Annotated in this window: 22 protein-coding genes and 1 tRNA gene; 8 read left to right on the forward strand and 15 right to left on the reverse strand. The window is 64.4% G+C overall.

Annotated features, from left to right (window positions below):
* Nucleotides 1–74 precede the first annotated feature (74 nt).
* On the forward strand, nucleotides 75–875 hold the full coding sequence (locus tag K2O51_RS23685; protein ID WP_041679984.1) for an HAD-IIB family hydrolase: 801 nt from the start codon (nucleotides 75–77) through the stop codon (nucleotides 873–875).
* A 56-nt stretch (nucleotides 876–931) separates the two neighbouring features.
* On the opposite strand, the gene ntrC is transcribed toward K2O51_RS23685, so the two are convergent.
* The 4 genes from ntrC to K2O51_RS23705 form a co-directional block, all read right to left on the reverse strand.
* On the reverse strand, nucleotides 932–2,479 hold the full coding sequence (gene ntrC, locus K2O51_RS23690; protein ID WP_041679642.1) for a nitrogen regulation protein NR(I): 1,548 nt from the start codon (nucleotides 2,477–2,479) through the stop codon (nucleotides 932–934).
* Between the two features lie 91 nt (nucleotides 2,480–2,570).
* A complete protein-coding gene (glnL, locus tag K2O51_RS23695) occupies nucleotides 2,571–3,752 on the reverse strand; it encodes a nitrogen regulation protein NR(II) (RefSeq protein WP_011298217.1) in 1,182 nt (393 codons plus the stop codon).
* A 4-nt stretch (nucleotides 3,753–3,756) separates the two neighbouring features.
* Nucleotides 3,757–4,323, reverse strand: a complete 567-nt coding sequence (locus K2O51_RS23700; RefSeq protein ID WP_011298218.1) for a hypothetical protein — start codon at nucleotides 4,321–4,323, stop codon at nucleotides 3,757–3,759.
* Nucleotides 4,324–4,450: 127 nt separating this feature from the next.
* The gene (locus tag K2O51_RS23705; RefSeq protein WP_011298219.1) at nucleotides 4,451–5,866 is read right to left on the reverse strand and encodes a 3-hydroxylaminophenol mutase; all 1,416 of its coding nucleotides are present in this window, start codon (nucleotides 5,864–5,866) and stop codon (nucleotides 4,451–4,453) included.
* A gap of 514 nt (nucleotides 5,867–6,380) precedes the next feature.
* On the opposite strand from K2O51_RS23705, the gene K2O51_RS23710 reads away from it, so the two are divergent.
* The gene (locus K2O51_RS23710) at nucleotides 6,381–6,845 is read left to right on the forward strand and encodes a rhodanese-like domain-containing protein (protein ID WP_011298221.1); all 465 of its coding nucleotides are present in this window, start codon (nucleotides 6,381–6,383) and stop codon (nucleotides 6,843–6,845) included.
* Between the two features lie 68 nt (nucleotides 6,846–6,913).
* Here the strand turns inward: K2O51_RS23710 and K2O51_RS23715 are convergent, their stop codons facing one another.
* The 6 genes from K2O51_RS23715 to hrpA form a co-directional block, all read right to left on the reverse strand.
* Complete coding sequence (locus tag K2O51_RS23715) at nucleotides 6,914–7,735, reverse strand: competence/damage-inducible protein A (protein ID WP_220630883.1); 822 nt, start codon at nucleotides 7,733–7,735, stop codon at nucleotides 6,914–6,916.
* A 12-nt stretch (nucleotides 7,736–7,747) separates the two neighbouring features.
* Nucleotides 7,748–8,623, reverse strand: a complete 876-nt coding sequence (locus K2O51_RS23720; RefSeq protein ID WP_220630884.1) for an EI24 domain-containing protein — start codon at nucleotides 8,621–8,623, stop codon at nucleotides 7,748–7,750.
* Between the two features lie 90 nt (nucleotides 8,624–8,713).
* Nucleotides 8,714–9,688, reverse strand: a complete 975-nt coding sequence (locus tag K2O51_RS23725) for a sterol desaturase family protein (protein WP_220630885.1) — start codon at nucleotides 9,686–9,688, stop codon at nucleotides 8,714–8,716.
* Nucleotides 9,688–10,539: a polysaccharide deacetylase family protein gene (locus tag K2O51_RS23730; protein ID WP_220630886.1), complete on the reverse strand. Its 852-nt coding sequence runs from the start codon at nucleotides 10,537–10,539 to the stop codon at nucleotides 9,688–9,690. Before K2O51_RS23730 ends, K2O51_RS23725 begins: the two co-directional genes overlap by 1 nt.
* An 18-nt stretch (nucleotides 10,540–10,557) precedes the next feature.
* Nucleotides 10,558–11,481, reverse strand: a complete 924-nt coding sequence (locus K2O51_RS23735; protein WP_235679811.1) for a YVTN family beta-propeller repeat protein — start codon at nucleotides 11,479–11,481, stop codon at nucleotides 10,558–10,560.
* A 212-nt stretch (nucleotides 11,482–11,693) separates the two neighbouring features.
* Nucleotides 11,694–15,665 (reverse strand): ATP-dependent RNA helicase HrpA, encoded by a 3,972-nt coding sequence (gene hrpA, locus K2O51_RS23740; RefSeq protein WP_140950588.1) that lies wholly within the window; start codon nucleotides 15,663–15,665, stop codon nucleotides 11,694–11,696.
* Nucleotides 15,666–15,688: 23 nt separating this feature from the next.
* Between hrpA and argA the strand changes: the two genes are divergently transcribed.
* Nucleotides 15,689–17,122, forward strand: a complete 1,434-nt coding sequence (gene argA / locus K2O51_RS23745; protein ID WP_011298228.1) for an amino-acid N-acetyltransferase — start codon at nucleotides 15,689–15,691, stop codon at nucleotides 17,120–17,122.
* A 146-nt stretch (nucleotides 17,123–17,268) separates the two neighbouring features.
* Nucleotides 17,269–17,541, forward strand: a complete 273-nt coding sequence (locus K2O51_RS23750; protein ID WP_011298229.1) for an oxidative damage protection protein — start codon at nucleotides 17,269–17,271, stop codon at nucleotides 17,539–17,541.
* A 76-nt stretch (nucleotides 17,542–17,617) separates the two neighbouring features.
* Here K2O51_RS23750 and rpiA read toward each other — a convergent pair whose 3' ends face one another.
* Nucleotides 17,618–18,304 carry a ribose-5-phosphate isomerase RpiA gene (rpiA, locus tag K2O51_RS23755; protein ID WP_011298230.1) on the reverse strand — a complete coding sequence of 229 codons (687 nt, stop codon included), beginning with the start codon at nucleotides 18,302–18,304 and terminating at the stop codon, nucleotides 17,618–17,620.
* Nucleotides 18,305–18,449: 145 nt separating this feature from the next.
* On the opposite strand from rpiA, the gene tal reads away from it, so the two are divergent.
* Nucleotides 18,450–19,406: a transaldolase gene (gene tal, locus K2O51_RS23760; RefSeq protein WP_011298231.1), complete on the forward strand. Its 957-nt coding sequence runs from the start codon at nucleotides 18,450–18,452 to the stop codon at nucleotides 19,404–19,406.
* Between the two features lie 21 nt (nucleotides 19,407–19,427).
* On the opposite strand, the gene K2O51_RS23765 is transcribed toward tal, so the two are convergent.
* The 3 genes from K2O51_RS23765 to rnr all read right to left on the reverse strand — a co-directional run bounded on the left by K2O51_RS23765 (nucleotide 19,428) and on the right by rnr (nucleotide 23,856).
* Nucleotides 19,428–20,210 (reverse strand): SIR2 family NAD-dependent protein deacylase, encoded by a 783-nt coding sequence (locus K2O51_RS23765; protein ID WP_011298232.1) that lies wholly within the window; start codon nucleotides 20,208–20,210, stop codon nucleotides 19,428–19,430.
* Between the two features lie 228 nt (nucleotides 20,211–20,438).
* Entirely contained in the window at nucleotides 20,439–21,179 is a 741-nt protein-coding gene (rlmB, locus tag K2O51_RS23770) for a 23S rRNA (guanosine(2251)-2'-O)-methyltransferase RlmB (protein WP_041679986.1), read from the reverse strand.
* An 88-nt stretch (nucleotides 21,180–21,267) separates the two neighbouring features.
* Entirely contained in the window at nucleotides 21,268–23,856 is a 2,589-nt protein-coding gene (gene rnr / locus K2O51_RS23775) for a ribonuclease R (RefSeq protein WP_041679644.1), read from the reverse strand.
* A 70-nt stretch (nucleotides 23,857–23,926) separates the two neighbouring features.
* On the opposite strand from rnr, the gene K2O51_RS23780 reads away from it, so the two are divergent.
* The 3 genes from K2O51_RS23780 to K2O51_RS23790 all read left to right on the forward strand — a co-directional run bounded on the left by K2O51_RS23780 (nucleotide 23,927) and on the right by K2O51_RS23790 (nucleotide 25,482).
* Nucleotides 23,927–24,013 (forward strand) — tRNA-Leu (locus tag K2O51_RS23780).
* A 316-nt stretch (nucleotides 24,014–24,329) separates the two neighbouring features.
* Nucleotides 24,330–24,764, forward strand: coding sequence for an Rrf2 family transcriptional regulator (locus K2O51_RS23785; RefSeq protein WP_011298235.1), 435 nt, complete (start codon nucleotides 24,330–24,332; stop codon nucleotides 24,762–24,764).
* Nucleotides 24,765–24,870: 106 nt separating this feature from the next.
* On the forward strand, nucleotides 24,871–25,482 hold the full coding sequence (locus K2O51_RS23790; RefSeq protein WP_011298236.1) for an NAD(P)-dependent oxidoreductase: 612 nt from the start codon (nucleotides 24,871–24,873) through the stop codon (nucleotides 25,480–25,482).
* Between the two features lie 54 nt (nucleotides 25,483–25,536).
* Here K2O51_RS23790 and K2O51_RS23795 read toward each other — a convergent pair whose 3' ends face one another.
* The gene (locus K2O51_RS23795; RefSeq protein WP_011298237.1) at nucleotides 25,537–26,106 is read right to left on the reverse strand and encodes a phosphoribosyltransferase; all 570 of its coding nucleotides are present in this window, start codon (nucleotides 26,104–26,106) and stop codon (nucleotides 25,537–25,539) included.
* Between the last annotated feature and the right edge of the window lie 69 nt (nucleotides 26,107–26,175).

The raw sequence follows: 26,175 nt of genomic DNA on the forward strand, positions 1-26,175 counted from the left end.
ATTGCAGTGCAATGTCGACCGACCCCACCGCTTCCCGCAATGGTGCAGGGCAAGCGGCAGTACAATCCGGCACCATGCAACCGCTCCAAACCCTGGCCGCCCCCGCCCTGCGCCGCGTGCGCGGGATCCTGACCGACATCGATGGCACCCTGACCACGGGCGGCAGGCTGCCGGCGCGAGCAGCCCTCGCGCTGGAGCACCTCCACCAGGCCGGCCTGCATGTGATCCCGGTCACTGGCCGCTGCATCGCCTGGGCCGAGATCCTGGTGCGGCTATGGCCCGTGGACGCCATCATTGGCGAGAACGGCGCGTTCTACTCGCACCTGCGCGATGGCCGATTGCTGACGCGCTTCCTCGATGACGCCCCAACCCGCGCCCGCAATCGCGACCGTATCCGTGCACTGGGCGAGCGCATCGTGCGCGAAGTCCCCGGCAGCACGCTCGCCTCTGACCAGGCCTGGCACGCAGCCGACCTGGCCATCGACCACGCCGAGGATGTCACGCCGCTGCCGCCCGATGCGGTTTCCCATATTGTTCGGCTCATGCAAGACGAAGGCATGACGGCGACAGTCAGCTCCATCCACGTCAACGGCTGGTTCGGCCAGCACGACAAGCTCAGCATGAGCCGGCTGTGTGCGGCGGAACTGCTCGGCGAAGACCTCGACATCCGGCGCGACGAATGGCTGTTCATCGGCGACTCGGCCAACGATGCGAGCATGTTCGCGCATTTCCCCTTGTCGGTCGGCGTCGCCAACGTGCGCGAGATCCTGCCGCAATTGCCGGTGGCGCCGGCCTACGTGACCGAGGCCGTGGGCGGCGATGGATTCGCCGAGATGGCCGAGCGTTTGCTTGCGGCGCGCTCGGATAGTGCATAGCAAGAGAAAAGGCCGGGGCGAACCCGGCCTTTTCGCTGAAAGCCATCATCGGTAGCTTAGTCGAAGCCCAGTTCCTGCAGCTTGCGCGTGATCGTATTGCGTCCGATGCCAAGCCGCGTGGCAGCTTCCACGCGGCGGCCCCGCGTCACACCGAGCGCCGCCTCCAGTACGGCCTTTTCGAAGCGCCGCGTCAGCACGTCCATGACTTCCGGCTGGCCGGACTCCAGCATTGCCTTTGCCTCGCCAGCGAGCAGGGTTTCCCATCCGGCCGCGAGCGACGAAGGTGCTGGCATCGAGGTCGCCGTGACTGGCCTCACCGCGGTCATGGTGTCCGCCTCGGCGACTGGCATGGCCAGTCCGCCGTAATCGGAAAGATCATGGCCGCCCTCGAAATCAGCCGATGGCAAACGCGCCTCGACCGCACGCGGCACCGGCGCGCTTTCCGCACTGCCGGTGCCGATCATCTCGCGCGGCAAGTCCTTGACCTCGATGGTCTGGGCCGGCGCCATCACGGTAAGCCAGTTGCAGAGGTTCTCTAGCTGGCGCACGTTGCCCGGGAACGGCAGCGTGCTCACGTACGCCAGCGCCTCGTCGGACATGCGCTTGGGCTCCACGCCCAGTTCCTTCGCGCTCTTCTGCAGGAAATGCCGTGCCAGCAGCGTGATGTCCTCGGGACGTTCGCGCAGCGGCGGCAGGCGTAGCCGGATCACGTTCAGGCGGTGGAACAAGTCTTCGCGGAACAGGCCCTCCTTGACGCGCAACTCCAGGTTCTGGTGCGTGGCGGCAATCACGCGCACATTGGCGCGCAGCGGATTGTGCCCGCCCACACGGTAGAAGTTTCCGTCGGACAGCACACGCAGCAGCCGGGTCTGCAGGTCGAACGGCATATCGCCGATTTCATCGAGGAACAGCGTGCCGCCCTCGGCCTGCTCGAAGCGACCGCGGCGCATGGTTTGCGCGCCCGTGAACGCGCCGCGCTCATGGCCGAACAGTTCGGATTCGAGCAGATCCTTCGGGATGGCGGCCGTGTTCAGCGCAATGAACGGGCCATTCGCGCGCGGGCTGTGCTTGTGCAAGGCTCGCGCGACGAGTTCCTTGCCCGTACCGGACTCGCCCGTAATCATCACCGTCACATTCGATTGCGACAGGCGGCCGATCGCGCGGAACACGTCCTGCATCGCGGGCGCCTGCCCGAGGATTTCCGGCGCATCGACGAGCCGGTCGTCCATCTCCTCCTCGCGCAGGCTTTCTTCGAGCGCGCGGCGGATCAGTTCGACGGCCTTGTCGACATCGAACGGCTTGGCCAGATATTCGAAGGCGCCGCCCTGGAATGCCGCCACGGCGCTGTCCAGGTCCGAATAGGCCGTCATGATGATGACCGGCAGGCCTGGGTGCTTCGCCTTGATGGCCTGCAGCAGGTCCAGGCCCGAGCCGCCGGGCATGCGGATATCCGATATCAGGACCTGCGGAACATCGTCTTCCAGCGCCGCGAGTGCGTCGCGGACATTGGTAAAGCTGCGCGAGAGCAGGCTTTCACGGGCCAGGGCCTTTTCAAGTACCCAGCGGATTGATTGATCGTCGTCGACTATCCAGATCGGCTTCATGTGCGTCGCTTGTCTGCTCGGTGTCATTTGGTCTTCCGCATGCCCGGCCTGGCGGCAAGTGCAACGATCGATCGCGGATGCCGGCGGACAGCTAGTGCAGCGGCAGCAGGATGCGGAAGTCGGTACAGCCCGGCCTGCTCTCGCATTCGATCAAGCCCTCGTGCTGCTGCACGAAGGTTTGAGCGAGTGTGAGACCGAGTCCGCTGCCGCCGTCCCTACCCGAAACCAGCGGATAGAAGATGCGTTCGCGGATGTCATCGGGAATTCCCGGGCCGTTGTCGATCACATGCAAGTCCAATGCCAGCTTGAACAATCGCTTCGCAATCGTGACCTGGCGGGCGACGCGCGTGCGCAGGATGATCTGCGCGTCGCCGCGCGCAATGCGCTCGGCCAGCGCCTGGGCTGCGTTATGGACGATATTGAGCACGGCCTGGATCAGCTGTTCCATGTCGCCGCGCAGTTCGGGCAGGCTGGCATCGTAATCGCGCTCGATGTCCAGCCCGTTGGGAAACTCGGCCAGCACGACCGAACGCACACGCTCTAGCACCTCGTGGATATTCAGGCTCGACACGATATGCGGATGGCGGTGCGGCTCCAGCAGCCGGTCCACCAGCGTCTGCAACCGGTCCGACTCCTTGATGATGACCTGCGTGTATTCGCGCAGTGCACGTTCGGGCAACTCGAACTCGAGCAGTTGTGCCGCGCCACGGATACCGCCGAGCGGATTCTTGATCTCGTGGGCGAGATTGCGGATCAATTCCTTGTTAGCGGCCGTCAGGTCGAGAATGCGCTCTTCCCTGTCGCTGCGAACCTTCTGCTCGTTGGGCAGGATCTCAACGAGCACGGTATCGCTGAAGGCCTCCAGCGCGCCGATGACCACGTGCGCGTGAATGGGCTCCTGCAATGGTGGGCGCAGCACCAAGTCCTGGCGCCGCACATCGAACTGGCGCGTGATCACCGTGTCGATCATGCCCTGCAGCTCTTCGGACTGCCCGAACAGGTCCGACAACGACAACTCCACCATCGCCTTGCGCGACACTGCGAAGGTCGATTCCGCCGCCGGATTGGCATACATCACGCCCAGACCCGGTTGCCTGACGAGCAGTACCGGGTTAGCGACGACATCGAGGCCGGCATGCAGCGCCACCGCGCCTAGTGGCAACACCTGACCGCTGCCCGGACCATTGGCCGGTGGAGTCCGGCCGGCAGTGTCGCCGCCGGCGCCATCGGCGCTACCGCTCCTGCGCGACACGCTGCGAATCAGGCGACGCATATGACTAGTCCTTCAAGTTGGAAAGCTCGCGGCGCAACGACGCCGCGTTGGCTTCGCTGCGGGCGATGTCATCGCGCATGGCTGCCGTGCGATCCAGATACTTTTGATAATTCCGTTCGTTGCCCTGCCGCTCGGGCTGGCCGTTGTTGTACTCGGCACGCAGGGTGGCCAGCTTGGCGTCCTCGGCCTGCAATTCCTGCTCCAGCACGGTGCGCCGCTCGCTGTCACGGCTCTTCTGCGTGGCGCTATCCACCCGGGGGAAACCGGCCGTGGACGCTGTCGCTGCCGGAGCCGCAGCAGCCTTTGCCGACGCCGAGGTACGCCCGCCTGGCACGGAAACCACATCGGGCAGGTTCAGCCGCTTGCAGCCTTTGCCTGCGTTGCCATTGCGATACTCGGGCACGCCATTGGGGCCGACGCAGACATAGACGTCGGAGGACTGCGCCTGTGCAGTCTGGCTCCACGCAGATGCCAGCAGCACGGCCGCAGACACCAGGATGGGGAGTCGGACACGGGAATGGTGCAGCAGCTTGGCCAGCCGGGCCAGGGGCGCGAACTCGTTCATGAACATCAGCGATAGGGTTGAACGGAAAGCCCCATTCTAGCCATCAAAAGAAAAAGGGACAGCCAAAGCCGCCCCTTGATGGTGCTACTGTTGCCCGACCACAACCTGTCGTCATCGCCGGGCAACAACTCGCTTACAGCGAGTAATACATTTCGAATTCGACCGGGTGAGTGGTCATGCGGAAGCGGGTGACTTCTTCCATCTTCAGCTCGATGTAGGCGTCGAGCATGGAGTTGGAGAACACGCCGCCGCGGGTCAGGAACTCACGGTCGTTGTCGAGGTATTCCAGCGACTGGTCGAGGCTGTTGCAGACGGTCGGGATCTTTGCATCCTCTTCCGGCGGCAGGTCGTACAGGTTCTTGTCGGCAGCTTCGCCCGGGTGGATCTTGTTCATCACGCCATCCAGACCGGCCATCAGCAGTGCCGAGAAGCCCAGGTACGGGTTCATCAGCGGATCCGGGAAGCGGGTCTCGATACGGCGGCCCTTCGGGTTGGCAACGTACGGAATACGGATCGAGGCCGAACGGTTGCGGGCCGAGTAGGCCAGCTTCACCGGCGCTTCGAAGCCCGGCACCAGACGCTTGTACGAGTTCGTACCCGGGTTGGTGATGGCGTTCAGCGCGCGAGCGTGCTTGATGATGCCGCCGATGTAGTACAGCGCGAATTCCGACAGGCCGGCGTAGCCGTTGCCCGCGAACAGGTTCTGGCCGTCCTTCCACACGGACTGGTGCACGTGCATGCCCGAGCCGTTGTCGCCGACGATGGGCTTCGGCATGAACGTGGCGGTCTTGCCGTAGGTGTGGGCGACGTTCTGGATCACGTACTTCTGCAGCTGGGTCCAGTCGGCGCGTTGCACCAGCGTGCTGAAGCGCGTGCCGATTTCGTTCTGGCCCTGGCCAGCCACTTCGTGGTGGTGGACTTCAACGGGAATGCCCAGCGATTCGAGGATCAGGCACATTTCCGAACGCATGTCCTGGAACGTGTCGATCGGGGCAACCGGGAAGTAGCCGCCCTTCTTGCCCGGACGGTGGCCCGAGTTGCCGTGTTCGAATTCCTTGCCCGACGACCACGGGGCTTCTTCGGAATGCACCTTCACGAAGCAGCCTTGCATGTCGACGTTCCAGGTCACGCCGTCGAAGATGAAGAATTCGGGTTCCGGACCGAAGAAGGCGGTGTCGCCCAGTCCGGTGCTCTTCAGGTAGGCTTCTGCGCGCTTGGCGATCGAACGCGGGTCGCGGTCATAGCCCTTGCCATCCGACGGCTCGACCACGTCGCAGGTCAGCACCAGCGTCGGCTCTTCGTAGAACGGGTCGATGAAGGCGGTGTTCGAATCCGGCATCAGCAGCATGTCCGAAGCCTCGATACCCTTCCAGCCAGCGATGGACGAACCGTCGAAGGCATGGCCGCTTTCGAACTTGTCGTCGTCGAAATGCGAGGTCGGCACCGAAACGTGTTGCTCCTTGCCTTTGGTATCGGTGAAACGGAAATCGACGAACTTGACGTCGTTTTCCTTCACAAGCTTCATCACATCTGCAACGCTTTGGGCCATGCCAATCTCCTGAAATTCGGCTGAAGTCTAGAAAGCCATTCGTGGGCCGGTCATCGCGTCAACGGCAAAGTGCTGAGCCTCACGGCCGCTGTGCCCGCGCGATTCCTTGCCCTGAAAAGGACGAGGAATGTTAGCAGAAAGCATGCCAAGGAAATGCCTGCCGCATTGCCGCCGTCCCGAAAAAAGTGCGGATCCAAAGCCCGCGCACCGCTGCGGGGGCACGTCGATCAACGGGCGCAGAGCCGCCTCATGACAACGTGATTCAAACGCAACAGAACACCGGCAAAGTACCCCACCCATAAAACACCATAACGGTGCGCACATCAAGATTTGGCACCTTATTAGTGCTTATGCACCAAACAGGTTCATTGCGCACCGCAAACGCCCCATTGCGCTTCATTGCCTCTGCGCAAGCGACGAATCGACCCGCCTGCATCGATGGTCATTGGCGGGGCGCGCTATAGAATAACGGTTTGGCAGCTCCGCCATTCCAACTACCAATCTTGTCAGCCAGATGACCACCCGAGACGAACTCCTCAAGACTGCGCAACAACGTCAGCAACAGAACCAGCTTCCGTATTTCGGCGCGCTGTCGCCTGTGGAAGCCTTCGCGCTGCTGCAGAGCGATCCGTCGGCTGTGCTGGTCGACGTGCGCACGCAGGCCGAGCTCGACTGGGTCGGCGGCGTCGACCTGCCCGACGCGCAATTCGCCCACGTGGAGTGGATGTCCTATCCCGGCGGCGCGCAGAACGCGCGCTTCGTTGAAGAACTGAAGGCGCGCGTGCCGGCCAACGCGCCGGTGCTGTTCCTGTGCCGCAGCGCCGCGCGCTCCAAGCATGCCGCGCGTGTTGCGACCGAAGCCGGTTACCAGTACGCGATGGATGTGCTGGAAGGCTTCGAAGGCAACCGCGACGACAACCACCACCGCAAGACCGTTGAGGGCTGGTGCGTACGCGGCCTGCCGTGGCACGGCGCCTGAAGCGCGCAAGCGTAGAAGCGCAAAATGAAACAGGGGCCGCGGCCCCTGTGTTCTTGTCTCGGAACGACTCAGCGCGCAGCTTCCGCGCCGGCCTGCTCCACCGTTTCGAATCCCATGCTGCGTACCCCTTCGAGCAGCATGGCGTACGCCGGTGCGACCTGCTCCGAGGCGCCCTTGACGCCAAGGTCGATATGGCGCCGGGCAAAAATCTCCCCGCGCTGCGCATCGCCCACTGATGGCAGGCTAAACACGCGGATCCCCGGGAACGCCGCCTCGACCCGCTCCATCAGCGGCGTCAGCGTCGATTCCGGCGCCTCGAACACGTAGAACGCACGTTCCTGCTGGCCAGCCTGATGAAACAGGTGGGCATAGGCATGGTCCAGTACCCATTCCATCATCGGCCATGCCATGACGGGGAAGCCTGGCATGAAATGGTGGTCGGCTACCGAGAACCCCGGAATGCGGTTGTAGCTGTTCGGGATGATGCGCGCGCCCTCGGGAAACTCCCCCATCTTGAAGCGATGCTGGTTTTCGGGCAGGTTGAGGTCGCCCTTGACTGGATCGCCCTGCGCGGTTTCGGCAATCCGTAGTGCGATCTGTTCGCGGGCCTCGGGATGCAGCACCAGCGGCACGCCGAGCGCTGCGGCCGCGCACTGGCGCGTATGGTCGTCGGGCGTCGCACCGATACCACCCGTGCAGAACACCACATCCGGGCCTGCCAGTGTGCGGCGCAGCGTGGCTGTGATGCTTTCACGGTCATCGCCGACATACTGGGCCCAGTCCAGTTTTAGGCCGCGCTCGCCAAGCAGCTCGATGGCGCGGCGCAGGTGCTTGTCCTCCCGCCGCCCGGAAAGTATTTCGTCGCCAATGACGATCAGGCCGAAACCCATGATGCCCCCGCTTCAGGAATGTTCAATGCGGCGCACGTCGGACGGCGCCAGATCAATAACGGCACCGGCCGGCGCCGAAGGCGGCGCGGTCGAGGCCCGTTCGGCACGCAGTTGCGCGAGCGCACGCAGGCAGAAATGGCCGAACCACAGCGCCGAGAAAATGAAGATCAGCACGTAGAGCCACAGCGTACCTGCCAGCACGAACGGAAAAAGGAAAATGACCGCAGCAGACGACACCCACAGCAGCGTCGGGGCTGAGCCGAGCAGCCCGACCACCACGCCCATCGTCAGCAGCGGGACACGATGGCGCTGCATCAGCGTCTTTCGCTCTTCGGCGGACGCGTGATCGGCCAGGGCGTCATAGGTCATTACGCGGTAGGTCAACCAGCCCCAAAGCACGGGCGGAATCAGTGCAAAGAACAGCGGCATCAGCCACAGCGGCAACGTCACCACCACCAGGACCAGGAACACCACCGTGCTGCCGAGCGACTGGAACACGCTGCCCACGACGCTGCCGCCGCGCTTCTTGTCCAGGTCCGGGTAGCTACGCTCGAGATGGCGCACCACCGCAGGCACCGAAAACAGGCTGATGAACAGCAGCATCGACGCAATGACCAACGGCACCGCCAGCGCAACCACGAACAAGGGCGCCACCACGGCTCGCATCGACTGAAGCCCGAACCAGTCCAGCGTGCTGTAGATCCAGCTGGTCAGCACGGAAGTTTCGAGGAAAGACCGCATGGCGCCCATGATCGGGTCCCAGCCCCACCAGAGCAGGCCGCCCCACAGCGCCGTCGCAAGGAGGAAAGGCAGGATCGTCAGCATCAGCATGCGAGGATGCAGCTGGCTCACAAGCGCGCGGCCAAACGAGCGAAAAATATCGTTCATGCAGGATATCGGAAGGGAACAGTGCAATGCGCCGGAAAATGCACGCGCACCGGAACACTAGCATACGCCGCCTGTGCCGCGGCGTGTCGCTCAGCCGAGGCGCAGCAGGCGTTTGATGCCGTACCACTGCTGGGCCAGCAGCCCCGCGCCGTAGTCGCGGCCCTTGCCCGTGGGAGGCGGCATCTGGTCGCGGATGCCGGTCGGATGGTATGCCGGCGTGAAGACAGCGGTGCCGAACAGCATGTCCCACCACGGGAAGATCACGCCATAGTTGCAGCCGCCGAGACGCGCCGGCACGCCGGCCGCCTCATGCCCGATCCCCACGGCATGGTGCGTACGGTGAAAGCGTGGCGAGACCAGCAGGCGTTCGCCGAACGCGCCGAAGTGCAGGCGCAGGTTGGCATGCTGAAGGCTTTGCAGCAGTTGCGACAGCGCTACGAGAAGCACGTATTGAGACGGCTCCACACCCACCGCAATGGCAACCAGGGCGAACACGAGGTCGCGCAGCATGTCGTCGAGCAGATGATTGCGGTTATCGCTCCACAGCGTCATCTGGCGCTGGCTGTGATGCACCGCGTGCAGGCTCCACCACCAGCGGTAGGTGTGCGACAGCCGGTGGTACCAGTAGTCGAGCAAATCGAACAGCAGCAGGTAGACGAAGAAGCTGACCAGCGGGATCGACGTCACGCCGGGCCACCAGTCCTCCACGTTCACACGCTGCCAGCCGACCAGCCGCAGATGCCCTTCCAGCGCATCGGTCAGCGGCGCCAGCATGAAGAACATCGCCAGCCGGAACAGGCCGAGACGGTGGATCAGCGTATAGAGGATGTCAGTGCGGATGCCGGCCCGGTCGGTGACCGGCTCGACCGGGCGCAGCTTTTCCAGCGGGCCCAGAATCAGCACCATCACGGCGATCTGCACCAGCCCCACCAGCAGCCATTCGGTGCCGGTGAACGCGTCTTCGGCATAGCCGCCGAATCCCAGGTTGTAGACAAGCGGCAGCACGACGTCCTGGAACAGCGTGCCTTCGAACTGGGCAATCCACCCGTTGAGGGTTTCCCACATCAGCGCTTGCCCTCCTTGCGCGCACCCTGTCCGGCAGTGGCGATCCAGTCCCGATAAGCCGGGTGCTCGCGCAGCGTGGCGAAACAGAAGCCCTTGTGCTCAAGCCCCGTGATCAGCGGCTCCAGCACGCCGGGTGCCCAAGGGTCCTTGCGCGACCAGATGCCAAGGTGCGCCATGGTGATATCGCCGTCGCGCAGGTCGCGCAGCGCGCTTGCGAGCAGCGCCTGGTTCGGATAGCGCTCCGATGACAATTCGTCACCAAGAAAACCGGCCGGAGCCCATCCCACATGCTTGAACCCGCATTGCTCGGCCCACTGCAGCGTTTGCGGGGCGGTGCGGCCGCCCGGCGCGCGCCACAGCGGCACCATGTCGACACCCGTCATGCCGCGCAGCGCCTGTGCACTGCGTTGCAGCTCGCGGCAAAAACCGTTGGCGTCCATGGTGACATCCTTGCCGGCATCGGCACCGAACTGCGGGCGCATGGTGACCTTGCCATCGCGCACGCTGCGTAGATAGACATGATCGTACGTATGCGTGCCGAATGCATGACCATCCGCTGCCAGCACTTTCCAGTATGGCGCCCAACCGGCCTCCAGCGAGCTATCCTTGTTGATGGTCGGCTCGTTGGCCAGGAAAAACGTGGCCTTGATATGGTGGCGGCGCAGCGTGTCGGCAATCAATTGGGCCTGGCTCATGCTGCCTGTATCGAAGGTCAGGTACAGCGTGCCTGCCCGGCAGGCCTGGCCTGGCGCCAAGGGGGCGTCAGCAGCCTGCAGACCCGTCACCGGCGCGGCCATTGCCGCGATGGCGGCGATCAGCCAGTTGAAGCGAGACACGTTGGACTTGCTCATGATCCTGCCCTGCGGTCGTCAGTAGAGCGGCGCCCGGGTGCGGAAATAAATCCCGTGGGGCGAACGGCCTACGCGGATGGTTTTCACCAGCTTGCGGTTGGCCACGTCGATCAGGCCGACCGCGCGCGCCCAGCGGAACGTCACCCACAGCGTCTTGCCGTCGGCAGTCAGCTCCATGTCGTCCGGACCCGGCGGCAGTCCGGTGATCTCGCCCACCTTGGTCAGCGTCTGCTGGTCGACGATGCTGATGCTGCCCGATACGCGATTGCTCAGGAACAGGTGGCGCTTGTCACCGACGGCACGGAAGTTGTGTGCGCCCTTTCCGGTCTGGATCTGCTTGACGATGGTACGTGTGCGCCAGTCGATCACCGCGACATAGTCGGCGCCCGTCATGCCGACCAGCAGGTAGCGCTGGTCCGGCGTCACCCAGATGCCCGCCGGCGCCGAGCCCGCGTCCATGCGCCACATCACGTTCTGCGTGACAAGGTCGATCGCGACCACCTCGTTGGAGTCCTGCAGCGTGATGAACGCGATACGGCTGTCGGCGGTATAGGCGATATGGCTCGGCGTCTTGGCCAGCGGAAACTGCTTGGCGATCTTCAGCGCCTTGCCGTCCCAGCGATAGAGGTCGACGCGGTCCAGCCGGTTGCCAGTGGCGATGAACCACTTCTGGTCGGGCGAAAAGCCGATCTGGTACGGATCGTCGATGTTCGGGACGCGCTGCTGCACCTTGCCGGTCACCGGATCGAGGAAAACGAGGTCATTGCCCACGGCGTTCGCCACGATCAGGGACTTGTCGTCCGGCGTGGCGATCAGGTGGTGGGGTTCCTTGCCGACCGGGAAGGTCTCCAGTACCTTCTGCGAGTCCTTGTCGATCAGCGTGACGGTAGCATCACCCGAATTGAGCACCACCACGACTTCCGCCGAGGCCGGCGACGTCATCAACCCCAGGGCCAGGGAGCCGACCGTCAACACACCAGCAACAACACGACGCAACACGAGCATAAGTCCAGTTAATCCATAGGCGGAATCGCACATTCTAACGTTTCGGACCGACGCCACGATGACCGGCGAACTGATCAGGAACAAGTCTTTCACAATTCGTTACACATCTTTGTGCTGTTCCTGCCCCATCGGCATGGTCCTGCGGTGGTTTACCGCTGCATCGCCTCCCAGACCTTTTGCAACCGCTTGACCGACATCGGCACAGGCGTGCGCAGTTCCTGGGCAAACAGCGCAATGCGCAGTTCTTCCAGCATCCAGCGGAATTCGTCGAGCCTGGCATCGGCACCCCCCTTGCCTTGCGTGCGCAACTGCTTTTCTGCGCGCTGCCATTGCTGCAGCAGCGGCATCATTTCCTGCATGCGCTGCGTGTCGCGAGCGGGGTCGCCCTTGAGCTTGTCCACGCGCATGGCGATACCCTTCAGGTACCGCGGGAAATGCACGAGCTGCGGATACGGTGTGTCGATGATGAACTGCTTGCCCATCAGGCGTCCAAGCTGCGCTTCCATGTCGGCGTAGGCCGTGCCGAACGGCTTGGCCTGCAGCAGCTTGCGCGGCAGTCCGGCGTACTCGGCCAGGATGGTGCCCGCCAGCCGCGCGATCTCCTGTGCGAGCAGCGACAACCGGGCCCGACCCTCGTCCTTGCGCGCGGTGAACTCGGCATCGTTGCGGGGCAACGGCGCCTGCAGGCAAGCCCGTTCCAGCGCCAGCAGCACGATCTGCTCCCGCAGCATCTCCTGCGTGCCGAGCGTCATGTACTGCATCGCCATCTGCTGCAGGCCGGGGATATTCTTCTCGATGAACTTGACCTGCTCGCGCAGCTGCAATGCGAACAGCCGGCGCAGGCCCGCATGGTGAATACGTTCGGCCTCCTGCGGATCGTCGAACACCTCGACGTCGCAATGCGTGCCCTTGTCCACGAGTGCCGGGTAGCCGAACAGCGTCTGGTTGCCTTTGCGGATCTCCAGCAGCTCGGGCAGTTCGCCGAACGACCAGGACGTCAAACCCTCGTACTGGCCGGCTTCGGCCGCCGGCACGTCGCGCGCGGCAATGTTCTGGAACGACTGCTGCGCCTGGCCACCGAGTTCGGCGCGAAGCTGCGCCAAGTTGCGCCCCATGTCCAACTGCCGGCCGTGCTCGTCGACCACCTTGAAGTTCATGAAGTGGTGCGCGGACAGCGTCTCCGGCTTGAAATCGGCGCGCCGCACCATCGTGCCGGTCTGTTCGCGGATATCGGCGATCAGCACGTCGGTCAGCTCGCCCTCGCCGAACGGTTGCCGCGCGACGAAGCCGGCGGCGTAGTCCGGCAGCGGCACACAATGGCGGCGCAGCTTCTGCGGCAGCGATTTCAGCAGCAGGTGAACCTTCTCCTTGATCATGCCCGGCACCAGCCATTCGGTGCGCTCCGGGCGTACCTGGTTGAGCGCGTACAGCGGCACGGCCAGCGTCACACCGTCGCGGTGGCTGCCCGGTTCAAAGTGATATGTCAGTCCCATGTCGACGCCGGCCACGGACATGGTCTTGGGGAACAAGTCCGTCGTGATGCCGGCCGCCTCATGCCGCATCAGCTCGTCGCGGTTCAGGTAGAGCAGCTTGCGGTCCTTCGCGCTTTCAGTCTGGTACCACTGTTCGAACGCTGTCTGCTGGCAGACGTCGGCAGGAATCGCGCGGTCGTAGAACGCGTAGATCAGCTCGTCATCGACCAGCACGTCCTGGCGGCGCGACTTGTGTTCAAGATTCTCGATCTCGCGCACGAGCCGCTGGTTATGCGCATAGAACGGCAGCCGCGTGTCGAACTCGCCTTCGACCAGCGCCCGGCGGATAAAGATTTCGCGCGCTTCCTTCGGGTTCATCGGCCCGTAGTGCACGCGGCGGTGCTGGTACACCACGAGCCCGTAGAGCGTGGCGCGCTCCATCGCGAGCACCTGCCCCGCCTTCTTTTCCCAGTGCGGATCGCTCCAGCTGACCTTGAGCAAGTGGCGGCCAACTTGCTCCAGCCACTCTGGCTCGATGCGCGCCAGCGTGCGCGCGAACAGCCGGCTGGTCTCGACCAGTTCGGCGGCCATGACCCAGCGGCCGACCTTGCGCGCGATCAGCGAGCCCGGCCACAGGTGGAACTTGATGCCACGCGCGCCAAGATATTCGCGGCCCTTGCCGTCGCTGTCCTCGATGCGGCAGCCGACGTTGCCTAGCAGGCCAGTCAACAGCGCCTTGTGCAACTGCTCGAACGTCGGCTCACTGTCGTTCAGCCGCCAACCCTGCTCGGTCACCGTGGTCAGAAGCTGCGAATGCACATCGCGCCACTCGCGCAGCCGCACATGCGAGAGGAAGTTGGCGCGGCACTGATCCTGCAATTGCTTGTTCGACTTCTTGTGCGCAACGGCCTCTTCAAACCATTTCCACAGCTTGACCCAGCCCAGGAACTCGGACTTCTCGTCCATGAATTTGCGATGCGCCTGGTCGGCCGCCTCCTGCGCTTCCTGTGGACGCTCGCGCGGATCCTGCACCGACAGCGCACTGGCGATCACCAGGACCTCGCGCAGACAGTGCTGCTCGCGCGCGGCCAGGATCATGCGCGCCACGCGCGGGTCCAGCGGCAGCTTGGCGAGTTGCCGGCCCGTGCCGGTTAGCTGGTTGGCATCGTCGACCGCGCCGAGTTCCTGCAGCAACTGGTAGCCGTCGGCAATAGCGCGGCCCAGCGGCGGCTCGATGAACGGGAACGATTCGATCTCTGTCAGCCGCAGCGCCTTCATGCGCAGGATCACGGCCGCCAGCGACGAGCGCAGGATTTCCGGATCGGTAAAGCGCACGCGGCCCTGGAACTCCGACTCCTCATAGAGCCGGATGCAAACGCCGTTGGCCACCCGCCCGCAACGGCCGGCGCGCTGGTTAGCGGCGGCCTGCGAAATCGACTCGATCTGCAGCTGTTCGACCTTGTTGCGATACGAATAGCGCTTGACGCGTGCGAGCCCGGTATCGACCACATAGCGGATGCCCGGCACCGTCAGCGAGGTCTCGGCAACGTTGGTTGCCAGCACAATGCGGCGCGTGTTCGACGGCTTGAACACGCGTTCCTGCTCCTGCACCGACAACCGTGCAAACAGGGGCAGGATTTCGGTGTGCGGCGGATGATGCTTGCGCAGCGCCTCGGCGGTCTCGCGGATCTCGCGCTCGCCAGGCAGGAACACCAGCACGTCGCCGGGGCCAAGGCGAGCCAGCTCGTCCACCGCATCGACGATGCCATCGTACAGGTCGCGCTCGCGCGCCTGCGCGCTCTTCGGCGGAGCGTCGGCGGGCTTGTCCTGCTGGATCGGCCGGTAGCGGATCTCCACCGGATACAGCCGTCCGCTCACCTCGATCACCGGGGCCGGCTTGCCGTTGGCCGCGAAATGCGTGGCGAAACGCTGCGCGTCGATCGTGGCCGACGTGATGATGACCTTGAGATCCGGGCGCTTCGGCAGGATCTGCTTCAGGTAGCCGATCAGGAAATCGATGTTCAGGCTGCGTTCGTGCGCCTCGTCGATGATGATCGTGTCATACGCGCGCAGCAGCGGATCGTTCTGCGTCTCCGCGAGCAGGATACCGTCGGTCATCAGCTTGACCGAGGCACCGGCGGACAGGACGTCGTTGAACCGCACCTGGTAGCCCACGTGCTCGCCCACCGGGGAGCCGAGTTCCTGCGCGATGCGCTTGGCCGTCGAAGTGGCAGCAATCCGCCGCGGCTGGGTGTGGCCGATCAGCCCGCCGCCTTCGCGCCCGGGCCCACGGCCGATCGACAGGCAGATCTTAGGGAGCTGCGTGGTCTTGCCCGAACCAGTCTCGCCCGACACGATGACGACCTGGTTGGCCTGCAGTGCCGCGGCGATCTCGTCGCGGCGGGCCGAGACCGGCAGTGCCTCCGGGAACGTGATCGGCGGCAGCGGATTGGCCTGGCGCGGCGGCCGTGTCGGGCGCGCGCGCCTGGCCGGCGCCTCCCCGCCGGGCGCGCCCGGTGCAATTTCGGGCCGCGGGCCGGAACGGGATGGCGGGCGTTGCGCGGGACGGCCGTCGGATCGGGGGGCAGGCCGTGCGCCAGCGGCAGGCTGGCGTGGCGAAGAAGGCTTGGCGGGACGTTGTTCTGACATTGGCCGGGATTATAATCCGCGGCATGAATGCCAGAACCGACACGCCCCCGCAGGCGCCCGCTCCTTCCGAGCCGGCCGAGCCACAGCCTGCCACCGAATCGCAGCCCGCCGTGGGCGCGCCCCAGACCGAAGCCGGCGAGCGCGGCGCGCCGGACCATCAGCAATTCGTCGACTGGCTGCGAGCGGTCGCACCGTATATCCACACATTCCGCGGCAAGACCTTCGTGATCGCTTTCGGTGGCGAACTGGTCAAGGCCGGCGTCCTAAATGCGCTGGTCAATGACGTGGCGCTGCTGCATGCCATGGGCATGCAGATCGTGCTGGTGCACGGCTCGCAGCCGCAGGTGGAAGAGCAGCTGGCCCTGCGCCATGTCGAATCTCAATTCGCCAATGGCGTGCGCATCACCAACAACGCAGCGCTCGAATGCGCCAAGGAAGCTTCGGGCGAATTGCGTCTGGACATCGAGGCCGCTTTTAGCCAGGGGCTGCCGAATACACCGATGGCCGGCGCGCAGCTTTCCGTGATTTCGGGCAACTTTGTCACGGCGCGGCCCGTGGGTATCGTCAACGGCGTGGATTTCCAGCACACCGGCATGGTACGCAAGATCGACGGCGAATCGGTCCGCATGTCGCTGTCCCACGGCAAGATCGTGCTGCTGTCCCCGCTCGGCTTCTCGCCGACTGGCCAAGCCTTCAACCTGACCATGGAGGACGTGGCCAGCGCCACCGCCACCACGCTGAAGGCCGACAAGCTCATTTTCATCACCGAAGTCCCTGGCGTACTCGATCCGGTCGGCAAGCTGATGAAGGAGATGTCGCTGCGCACCGCCGTGGACCGCCTGCAGAACAATGACCTGCAGCCCGACGTGGCCTACTTCCTCGAACACCTCGTCAAGGCGCTCAAGGGCGGCGTGCCGCGTGCGCACCTGATTCCCTATGACCTCGACGGCTCGGTGCTGCTGGAACTGTTCCTGCACGACGGCGTCGGCACCATGATTTCCGACACCGACCTGGAAAGCCTGCGCGAAGCCACGCTCGACGACGTCGGCGGCATCCTGCAGCTGATCGCGCCGCTGGAGCAGGACGGCACGCTGGTTCCGCGCGGCCGCCACCTGATCGAGCGCGATATCGGCAACTTCTCTGTGATCGAGCACGATGGCGTGCTGTTCGGCTGCGCCGCGCTGTACGACTATCCGCGCGAGAACATGGGCGAAATGGCTTGCCTGACGGTGTCGCCCGAAGCACAGGGCACCGGCGACGGCGAGCGCCTGCTCAAGCGTATCGAACGGCGCGCGCGCGCGCTGGGGCTCGAACGCCTGTTCGTGCTCACCACGCGTACCGAGCACTGGTTCCTCAAGCGCGGCTTTGTCCACGCCAATGTGGACGACCTGCCCGAGGACAAGCGCAAGCTCTACAACTGGCAGCGCAAATCGATGGTGCTGATGAAAAAGCTGTAGGAAATGTAGGGGCAATGCCGCCGTGGGGCGGCGCCCCGCCCTGCTTGGCTACAATATCGCACCAGTCGTCCACTGAACCACAAAACGGGAGCGCAGGACGCGCGGCATGCCGCGCCGGCTTCCGACCACGCACACAAGGAGTCCTCATGGCCCGCATGGTCCAATGCATTAAGCTGAACAAGGAAGCCGAAGGGCTCGATTTCCCGCCCCTGCCCGGCGAACTCGGCAAGAAGATCTGGCAAAGCGTCTCGAAGGAAGCCTGGGCCGGCTGGCTCAAGCACCAGACCATGCTGATCAACGAGAACCGCCTGAACATGGCCGATGCGCGTGCCCGCCAGTATCTGCTCAAGCAGACGGAGAAGTACTTCTTCGGCGAGGGCGCGGACGAGGCCGCGGGCTACGTGCCTCCGCAGGCCTGATCTTCCTGCACGATTGAAATGAAAATGGGGTGCCGCCGGCACCCCATTTTCATTGTGGCTTGCAGCCACTGGCCGATCAGTAATCGGTGCGCTGCACGCCCTCGCCCGTGCCGAGCAGCAGCACGTTCGCACCGCGCAGCGCGAACAGGCCCACGGTCACGACGCCGGGAATCTGGTTGATCGACTGTTCCAACCCGCGCGGATCGGTGATTTTCAGGCCGCTTACGTCCAGAATCACATTGCCATTGTCGGTCTTGTAAATGCCGCCGTCCTTGTTCATGCGCAGGCGGGGCTGGCCGCCAAGCGCGGCGACTTGGCGCGCGACCGCCGCGCGTGCCATCGGAATCACTTCGACGGGCAGCGGGAAGGCGCCCATCGTTTCGACGAGCTTACTGCCGTCCGCGATGCAGACGAAACGGCCGGCGACCGAGGCCACGATCTTCTCGCGGGTCAGCGCGCCGCCACCGCCCTTGATCATCGCGCCACTGGCGTCGATCTCGTCGGCGCCGTCGACATAGACGGGGATATCGTCGACTTCATTGAGGTCGAGCACCTTGAAGCCATGCTGTTGCAACCGGCGCGTGGACGCCTCGGAGCTCGATACCGCACCCGCGAAGCGATCCTTGAACGCCGCCACGGCGTCAATGAAAAGATTGGCCGTGGAACCGGTGCCAACGCCGAGCACGGCGCCTTCCGGGACTTCCTGCTTCACGTAGTCGGCCGCGGCTTGCGCCACCAGCGCCTTGAGTTCATCCTGAGTCATGACAACAGCCAGATGGCTTTCGGGAAAAACGCGTAGTGTAGCGGATTGCGATGGCAAGGCTGCCCGCGACGGTACAATGCCTCAACGGCGCCGCGAGTCGGCCGCCTTCCCGCCTCCCCATGACGACTGCAACGACTTACCGATCATGAACCAGCTCGAACAACTCAAGCAGTTCACCACGGTCGTGGCCGATACCGGCGACTTCCAGTTGATGAAGCAGTACACGCCGCAGGACGCCACCACCAACCCGTCGCTGATCCTCAAGGCGGTGCAGAAGCCCGAATACCGCGGACTTCTGGAACAGGCCGTGCGCGACTACCACAACGAAGGCGGTGTCGACGCCGTGATGGACGGCGTGCTGATCGCGTTCGGCTGCGAGATCCTCGCCATCGTGCCCGGACGTGTGTCGACGGAGGTCGATGCGCGGCTGTCGTTCGATACCGAAGCGACGGTCGAAAAGGCCCGCCACCTGATCCGCCTGTACGAACAGCGCGGCGTGGCGCGCGAGCGCGTGCTGATCAAGATTGCATCGACGTGGGAAGGCATCCGCGCCGCCGAGATCCTGCAGCGCGAAGGCATCCGCTGCAACATGACGCTGCTGTTCTCGCTGGTGCAGGCAGTCGCGTGCGCCGAGGCCGGCGCGCAACTGATCTCGCCGTTCGTCGGTCGCATCCTCGACTGGTACAAGAAGCAGGCCGGCGACCAGTGGGACGCTGCCGCCAATGCGGGCGACAACGATCCGGGCGTGCGCTCCGTGCGCCAGATCTACGACTACTACAAGAAATTCGGCTACAACACCGAAGTGATGGGGGCCAGCTTCCGCAGCACTGCACAGATCGTCGCGCTGGCCGGCAGCGACCTGCTCACGATCAGCCCGGACCTGCTCGAGCAACTGGCACGCACCGAAGGCACGGTGGAGCGCAAGCTGTCGGTCGATCTCGCACAGGCAGGCAATATTGCCCGCATCCCGGCCGATGAGCCAGCCTTCCGCTGGCAGCTCAACGAAGACGCCATGGCCACCGAGAAACTCGCTGAAGGCATCCGTCTGTTTGCTGCGGACGCAATCAAGCTGGAAAAGCTGGTTGCGGAAATCGCCGGCTAAGGCGCCGACCGAGGCGGCCGCTCAGTCCATCTCCGTATCGGAGCCGGACTGCGGCCATAGCAGCGGCAGGCTTGCACCTGCTGCTGCCTGCAGTACCACATCAGCGGTCTGATCCAGCACCGAGGGCTGCGGATTCACCACGACGACCCGTGCGCCGTGATCCCTGGCCAAACCCGGCAGCCCGGCTGCCGGGTACACCAACCCCGACGTCCCCACGACGAGGCACAGGTCCGCCGTCTCGGCGGCATGTTCGGCGCGGAAACGCGCCACACGCGGCAGGTCTTCCCCGAACCACACCACCCCGGGGCGCATCAGCGCACCACACAGGCTGCAGCGTGGCGGATCGCCGGGAATCGCCGTGGCCTCATCGCAGCGCCCGCAGCCGTTCAGCCATTTGTTCGCGAACAGGTTTCCATGCAGCTCGATCACATGATCGCTGCCGGCGCGCTGGTGCAGCCCGTCCACATTCTGCGTGACCAGCGTCACCGTCTTCTGCGCGGCCAAAGCCACCAGCGCATAGTGCGCAGGATTCGGCCGTGCGGCAGCCACGAGGTCGCGGCGATGCTGATACCACTCCCACACCAGTGCCGGTTGGCGGCGGTATGCCTCTTCGCTCGCCAGCTCCTCGGGATCAAAACGTGCCCAGAGACCGGTCAGCGCATCCCGGAACGTCGGCACGCCGGATTCCGCGGAGATGCCTGCCCCGGTCAGCACGAACACGCTGCGAGCCTGGGCAATCAGTTCCCGGGCTTCTTCCAGGCCGGGCCACGGCGACGACAGGGGGATAAGGGCATCATCGTTCATGGTGTCATTTCCCGCCTGTCGGCCGAGATTGCGGGATATCTGCAATGCACTGCATAGCAATCGCCTTCAGGAAGTCGGACAGGCATGGCACGGCGGCAACGGCCTGCTCACAGGTGCTGCCGGCGCGGCCAGGCCAGGGGATGACACAGATTCTAGCCCCGTGCGACGGGGACAGCGCGGACGGCCGGCAACGTGCCGCGTTACAGCGGCAGCAGATACAAGGATGCTTTACTTCAAGCGCCGCTGGCGCACCGCTTCGTACAGGCAGACACCGCTGGCCACCGACACGTTCAGGCTTTCGACACCGCCAAGCATGGGGATGCCAACCAGTTCGTCGCAGGTCTCGCGCGTCAGGCGGCGCATGCCCTCGCCCTCGGCTCCCATGACGATCGCCATCGGGCCCTTCAGGTCCACATCGTAAAGCGTCTTGTCAGTACCGTCGGCCGTGCCGACCACCCAGATGCCCCGTTCCTGCAGTTCACGCAGCGTGCGGGCAAGATTGGTCACGGTGATGTAAGGCACGGTCTCGGCCGCGCCGCTCGCCACCTTGGCCACGGTTGTATTCAGTCCGACGCTGCGGTCCTTGGGCGCGATCACCGCATGCGCGCCGGCGCCGTCCGCCACACGCAGGCAGGCGCCGAGGTTATGCGGATCCGTCACACCGTCGAGCACGAGCAGCAGCGGCGTGCCCTCAATACCATCGAGCAATTCGTCGAGATTGAGTGCAAGCGCCACGTCTTCAGCACGCGCCACCACGCCCTGATGACGGTCGGTGCCCGCCATGCCGCGCAAGCGTTCGGCATCAACGGGGTGCAGGCGCACACCGAGGCTCTCGGCCAGGCGGATGAAGTCCTGCATGCGACGGTCGCGGCGCGAAGCCTCGACATAGACATCGGTGACGCCCTTGGCGTCCTGGCGCAAGCGCGCGGTGACGGCGTGAAAGCCGATCAGAAGTTTTTGTTTAGCCATGGCGCGATTGTACTCGCCCGGCCCGGCCATCACGCTTGTGCGTGCCGCCCGGGGCGCCGATGTGGAGGCGCCCCGGAGCGGCTCAGGCTCAACGCTTGCGCGGCGTGCGCGAGGTTTTGCCTGCGGTCTTGGCCGGGTGCGTCTTCGAGGCCGGCTTGCGCGACTTGTCCAGATGGGCTGGCTTGGGCTTGGCGGCACGCTTGGCCGGCTTGCCGCCGGTCTTGACGTGCGGACGCAGCGGCGTGATCACGGCTTCGAACACCGGTTGCTCTTCGATCACGCGGTCCAGCGTTTCATCGAACGACTCCTCCGGCTTGGAAGTACCGCCGAGCAAAGCCGCCAGTTGCCGGCCCTTCTTGCGCGCCGGCACCGCATGGGCGGCCGGCACACGCGGCGGTTCGCCCACGCCGGCACGGGCCCGCAGCGTCTTGGCCGATGGCTCCTGCACCAGGCGGAAGTCGATCTTGCGCGCGTCGAGATCCACACGCGACACCTGCACGCGCACGCGATCCGTCAGTCGGTACCGGATACCCGTGCGTTCGCCGCGCAGTTCGTTGCGCGCTTCGTCGTACTGGAAGTAATCGCTGCCGAGTTCGGTGACGTGCACCAGCCCTTCCACGTACAGCTCGTCGAGCTGCACGAAGATGCCGAACGACGTCACGGCGCTGACGGTACCGGCGAAATCGCTGCCGAGCTTGTCGCGCATGAAGTAGCACTTGAGCCAGGCCTCGACATCGCGCGATGCCTCATCGGCACGCCGCTCGTTGGCCGAGCAGTGCAGCCCCAGTTCGTCCCAGATCGCCTCGTTGCGCCGTGCACGCGCCGCCGTCAGTTCCGCCTTCTGCTCGGCGTCCTTGGCTTGCAGGCGCCGCGCCTTCGGGGAGATCGCGGTGTTGAGTTCGGTACCGTGAGCGAAGGCCGGCTGATACTTGGTGTGCGCAAGGACGGCCTTGATCGCGCGGTGCACCAGCAGGTCCGGATAGCGGCGGATCGGGCTGGTGAAATGCGCGTAGGCTTCGTACGCCAGGCCGAAGTGGCCGATATTGTCCGGGCTGTACACGGCCTGCTGCATCGAGCGCAGCAGCATGGTCTGCAGCATCGGCGCATCGGGCCGCGACTTGATCTTGTCCATCACCTCGGCGTAGTCGGACGCCTGCGGCTTGTCGCCGCCGCCGAGCGACAGGCCCGAGGTCTTCAGGAACTCGCGCAGGTTCTTGAGCTTTTCCTCGCTCGGGCCTGCGTGGATGCGGTACAGCGCCGGGTGCTTGAAGCGCTCGAGGAAATCGGCCGCGCAGACGTTGGCCGTCAGCATGCACTCCTCGATCAGCCGGTGGGCGTCATTTCGCGTGCGCGGCAGGATCTGCTCGATCTTGCCCTGGGCATTGCAGACGATGTAGGTCTCGGTGGTATCGAAATCGATCGCGCCACGCTCGCGCCGCGCCTTGAGCAGGACCTGGAACAGCTCGTACAGGTTCTGCAGATGCGGCACCAGCTCGGCGCGCTTGTGGGCCTCCGGCCCCTTCGTGTTCGACAGGACCGACCAGACCTCGTTGTAGGTCAGCCGCGCCGCCGAGTGCATGACCGCCGGATAGAACTGGTACCCCTTCAGCTCGCCCTTGGCCGTAATCACCGCGTCGCACACCATGCACAGGCGGTCCACCTGCGGGTTGAGCGAGCACAGGCCATTCGACAACTTCTCCGGCAGCATGGGGATCACCCGGCGCGGGAAGTACACGGAGGTGGCGCGATCGAGCGCGTCGGCATCGAGCGGCGTGCCAGGCCGCACGTAGTGCGAAACATCGGCAATGGCCACGATCAGGCGCCAGCCCTTGCTGCGGCCCATCTTCACCGGCTCGCAGTAAACCGCGTCGTCGAAGTCGCGCGCGTCTTCGCCGTCGATCGTGACAAGCGGCACATCGCGCAGGTCAATGCGGTGGTCCAGGTCGGTCTGGCGCACCTCATCGGGCAGCGCCGAGGCTTCCTTGGCCGCGGCTTGCGAGAACGCATGCGGCACGCCGTACTTGCGCACCGCAATCTCGATTTCCATGCCCGGATCGTCGATATCGCCGAGCACCTCCACCACGCGCCCGACCGGCTGGACGTAGCGGTCCGGGAACTCGATCAGTTCGACGCTGACCACCTGGCCAACGCGCGCCTTGCCCTGCGCCTTCGGCGGGATCAGGATGTCCTGGCCGATGCGCTTGTCCTCGGGCGCGACCACCAGCACGCCGCCTTCACTGAGCAGGCGGCCGATCACGTAGCGGTTGGCACGTTCCAGGATCTCGACGATCTGCCCTTCCGGGCGGCCGCGCCGGTCGTAGCCGACCACGCGCACTTGCGCGCGATCGTTGTGCATGGCCTTTTGCAGTTCGCGCTCGGGCAGGAAGATATCGTCCTCGCCATCGTCGCGAATCAGGAAGCCGAAACCGTCGCGGTGCCCCTGCACGCGGCCGGTAACGAAATTGGGTTGATGGGCCAGTTCATAGCGGCCCTTGCGGTTCAGTTCGACCTGCCCGTCGCGTTCCATCGCGGCCAGGCGCTTCTGGAATCCGTCATGCTCCTTGCGCGTGACGGACAGGGCCTTGGCGATATCGCCGGCCGACAGGGGCGACCCCGATGTTCTCAGTACGCCGAGGATTTCTTCACGGCTAGGGATCGGATAGTTGTTTTGATTCAATTTTTTCTGAAAACTATTTGACAAAATTTCGGCGCTCTCTATAATGAGCGCTTCGGTTGTTTCGACACCTGCCCAGGTGGCGGAATTGGTAGACGCACTAGGTTCAGGTCCTAGCGGTGGCAACACTGTGGAGGTTCGAGTCCTCTCCTGGGCACCAGATCAGCGAGAAACCCGCAGCGCTTTCAAAGCCTGCGGGTTTTTTGTTTTCCGCCTTCGCCTTGCGCATCTGATCCGGCAATTTGCACTCCTCGATTTGCAGCCAGTCGCCGCTGCATTCCATTTGTTGATTTATCGCAGCCATACGGACTGCTGCGAACCAGTGTATCAGTTTCAGTGGCGATTCCGGCATTCTGCTGCCACCTTTACGACACAAAATCGCGCGAGTCGCCACGAAGCTGCATTCCGCCACCTTTCCACCGATTGACAATCCCATTCATGTGTAACTATCATGGTTTCACATTCGATTCTCCATCATGACCACCAGCAGCCGGTTCGCCGTCGCCGTCCATATCCTGACCTTGCTGGCCAGCGCCAGCGAGCCGCTGCCGTCATCGCTGATTGCCGGCAGCGTGGGGACCAATCCGGCATTGATCCGGAGGCTGATCGGCCAGCTTGCCGAAGCGGGACTCGTCACCAGCATCATGGGCAGTACCGGGGGCTCTACACTGAGCCGCCCCGCTGAACGTATTACCCTGCTGGACGTATTCCGCGCGGTCGAGACGACGGCGCTGATTACCCTGCACCAGAGCGCGCCCAATCCGGCGTGCATGGTTGGCAGGGAAATCACCGGAGCGTTGCGACAGGTGGCGGACCGCGCCCAATCCGCGATGGATAATGCCCTGGCCGAAATCACGATTGCGAGCATGCTCGCCGATGTCGAGCGCGCTGCGCAGCGTCGTAAGCGCTGAAATTTTTTTTACCCCGATATGTAACTGAAGTAGTTTCATATCGGAGCCTCCACGCCAAACACGTGGCAACCGCTAACCCGATTTCATCCTGACTTAAGGAGCAACCATGAATATCGCCATCATCGGCGCCACGGGCCGCGTCGGCACCCGCCTGATCGACGAAGCGCTGCGCCGCGGCCACCACGTCACCGCACTGGCCCGCACGGTCAGCCGCCTGCCGGCACGAGAAGGACTGGCCACGCACGATATCGACGCTACCGACAGCCAGGCGCTCGCCGCAGCGCTGGCCGGCCACAATGTGGCCATCAGCACCGCCCGATTCGAACAGCTTAACGCGCAGCAGGTCGTGGGGCCGGTCAAGGCCGCAGGCGTGCCGCGCCTGCTTGTGGTGGGCGGCGCAGGCAGCCTGTTCGTGGCGCCTGGCAGCCAACTCGTCGATACACCGGGATTTCCGGCCGCATACAAGAGTGAGGCATCCGCGGGACGCGACTTCCTCAATGCACTGAGCGGAGAATCGGATCTGGACTGGACGTTCTTGTCGCCGTCCGCCCTGTTCGAGCCGGGCCAGCGCACCGGCAAATACCGTGCAGGCAAGGATCAACTGCTGGCGGATGCCGCCGGCAAGAGCTGGATCTCGATGGAAGACTACGCGATTGCGATGCTCGATGAGATCGAGCAGCCGGCGCATCCGCGCCAGCGCTTCACCGTCGGCTACTGACGCCGATGGTGGACGGCCCCGGCGTGGGGCCGCCCTTTGACACGATAGCGCGCGTTAAGCTTGCGCGCTGTCCTGTCCGTCCTGCGAGCGCTTTCCGCGCTTGAGCCAGGCAGACAGGTTGTGCGGACGCAGCGTGTCGTATTCCTCGAACGGCTGGTGGATCCACGGATTCGAGGGCAGGAACGTCACGTGGTAGTCCGGCTGCACCTTGGAGCAGGCCTTGTACCACAGCACGGCCGAACGGACTTCCGTCACTGCGGGATAGCGCTCCCGTAGATGGCGTCCCACGCGCTCGAGCGTCACGCCCGAATCGACGAGGTCGTCGACCAGCAGAATCTTGCCGGTCAGCTCGCCGCGCGTCATGGTGATGTACTGCGCGATATCGAGATCGCCCTGCTGCGTACCTGCCGCCTCGCGATAGCTGCTGGTGGCCAGAATGGCCAGCGGCACATCGAAGATGCGGGACATCTGGTCACCCACGCGCAAGCCGCCACGGGCAAGGCACAGGATCTTGTCGAATTTCCAGCCCGATTCATGCACGTTCAGCGACAGGCGTGCTACCAGGCGATGGTACTCATCCCAGGATACCCACAGGTTCTCGTCGTCGTTCGTTGGCTGATTCATGATTTGCTCTTTCTGCTTTCTGTCTTCTGGTCGGTTGACCGATATAGTTCGGCCCGCATGCGCGGGCCG

Source organism: Cupriavidus pinatubonensis, from assembly GCF_019602855.1.
GTDB lineage: Bacteria > Pseudomonadota > Gammaproteobacteria > Burkholderiales > Burkholderiaceae > Cupriavidus > Cupriavidus pinatubonensis.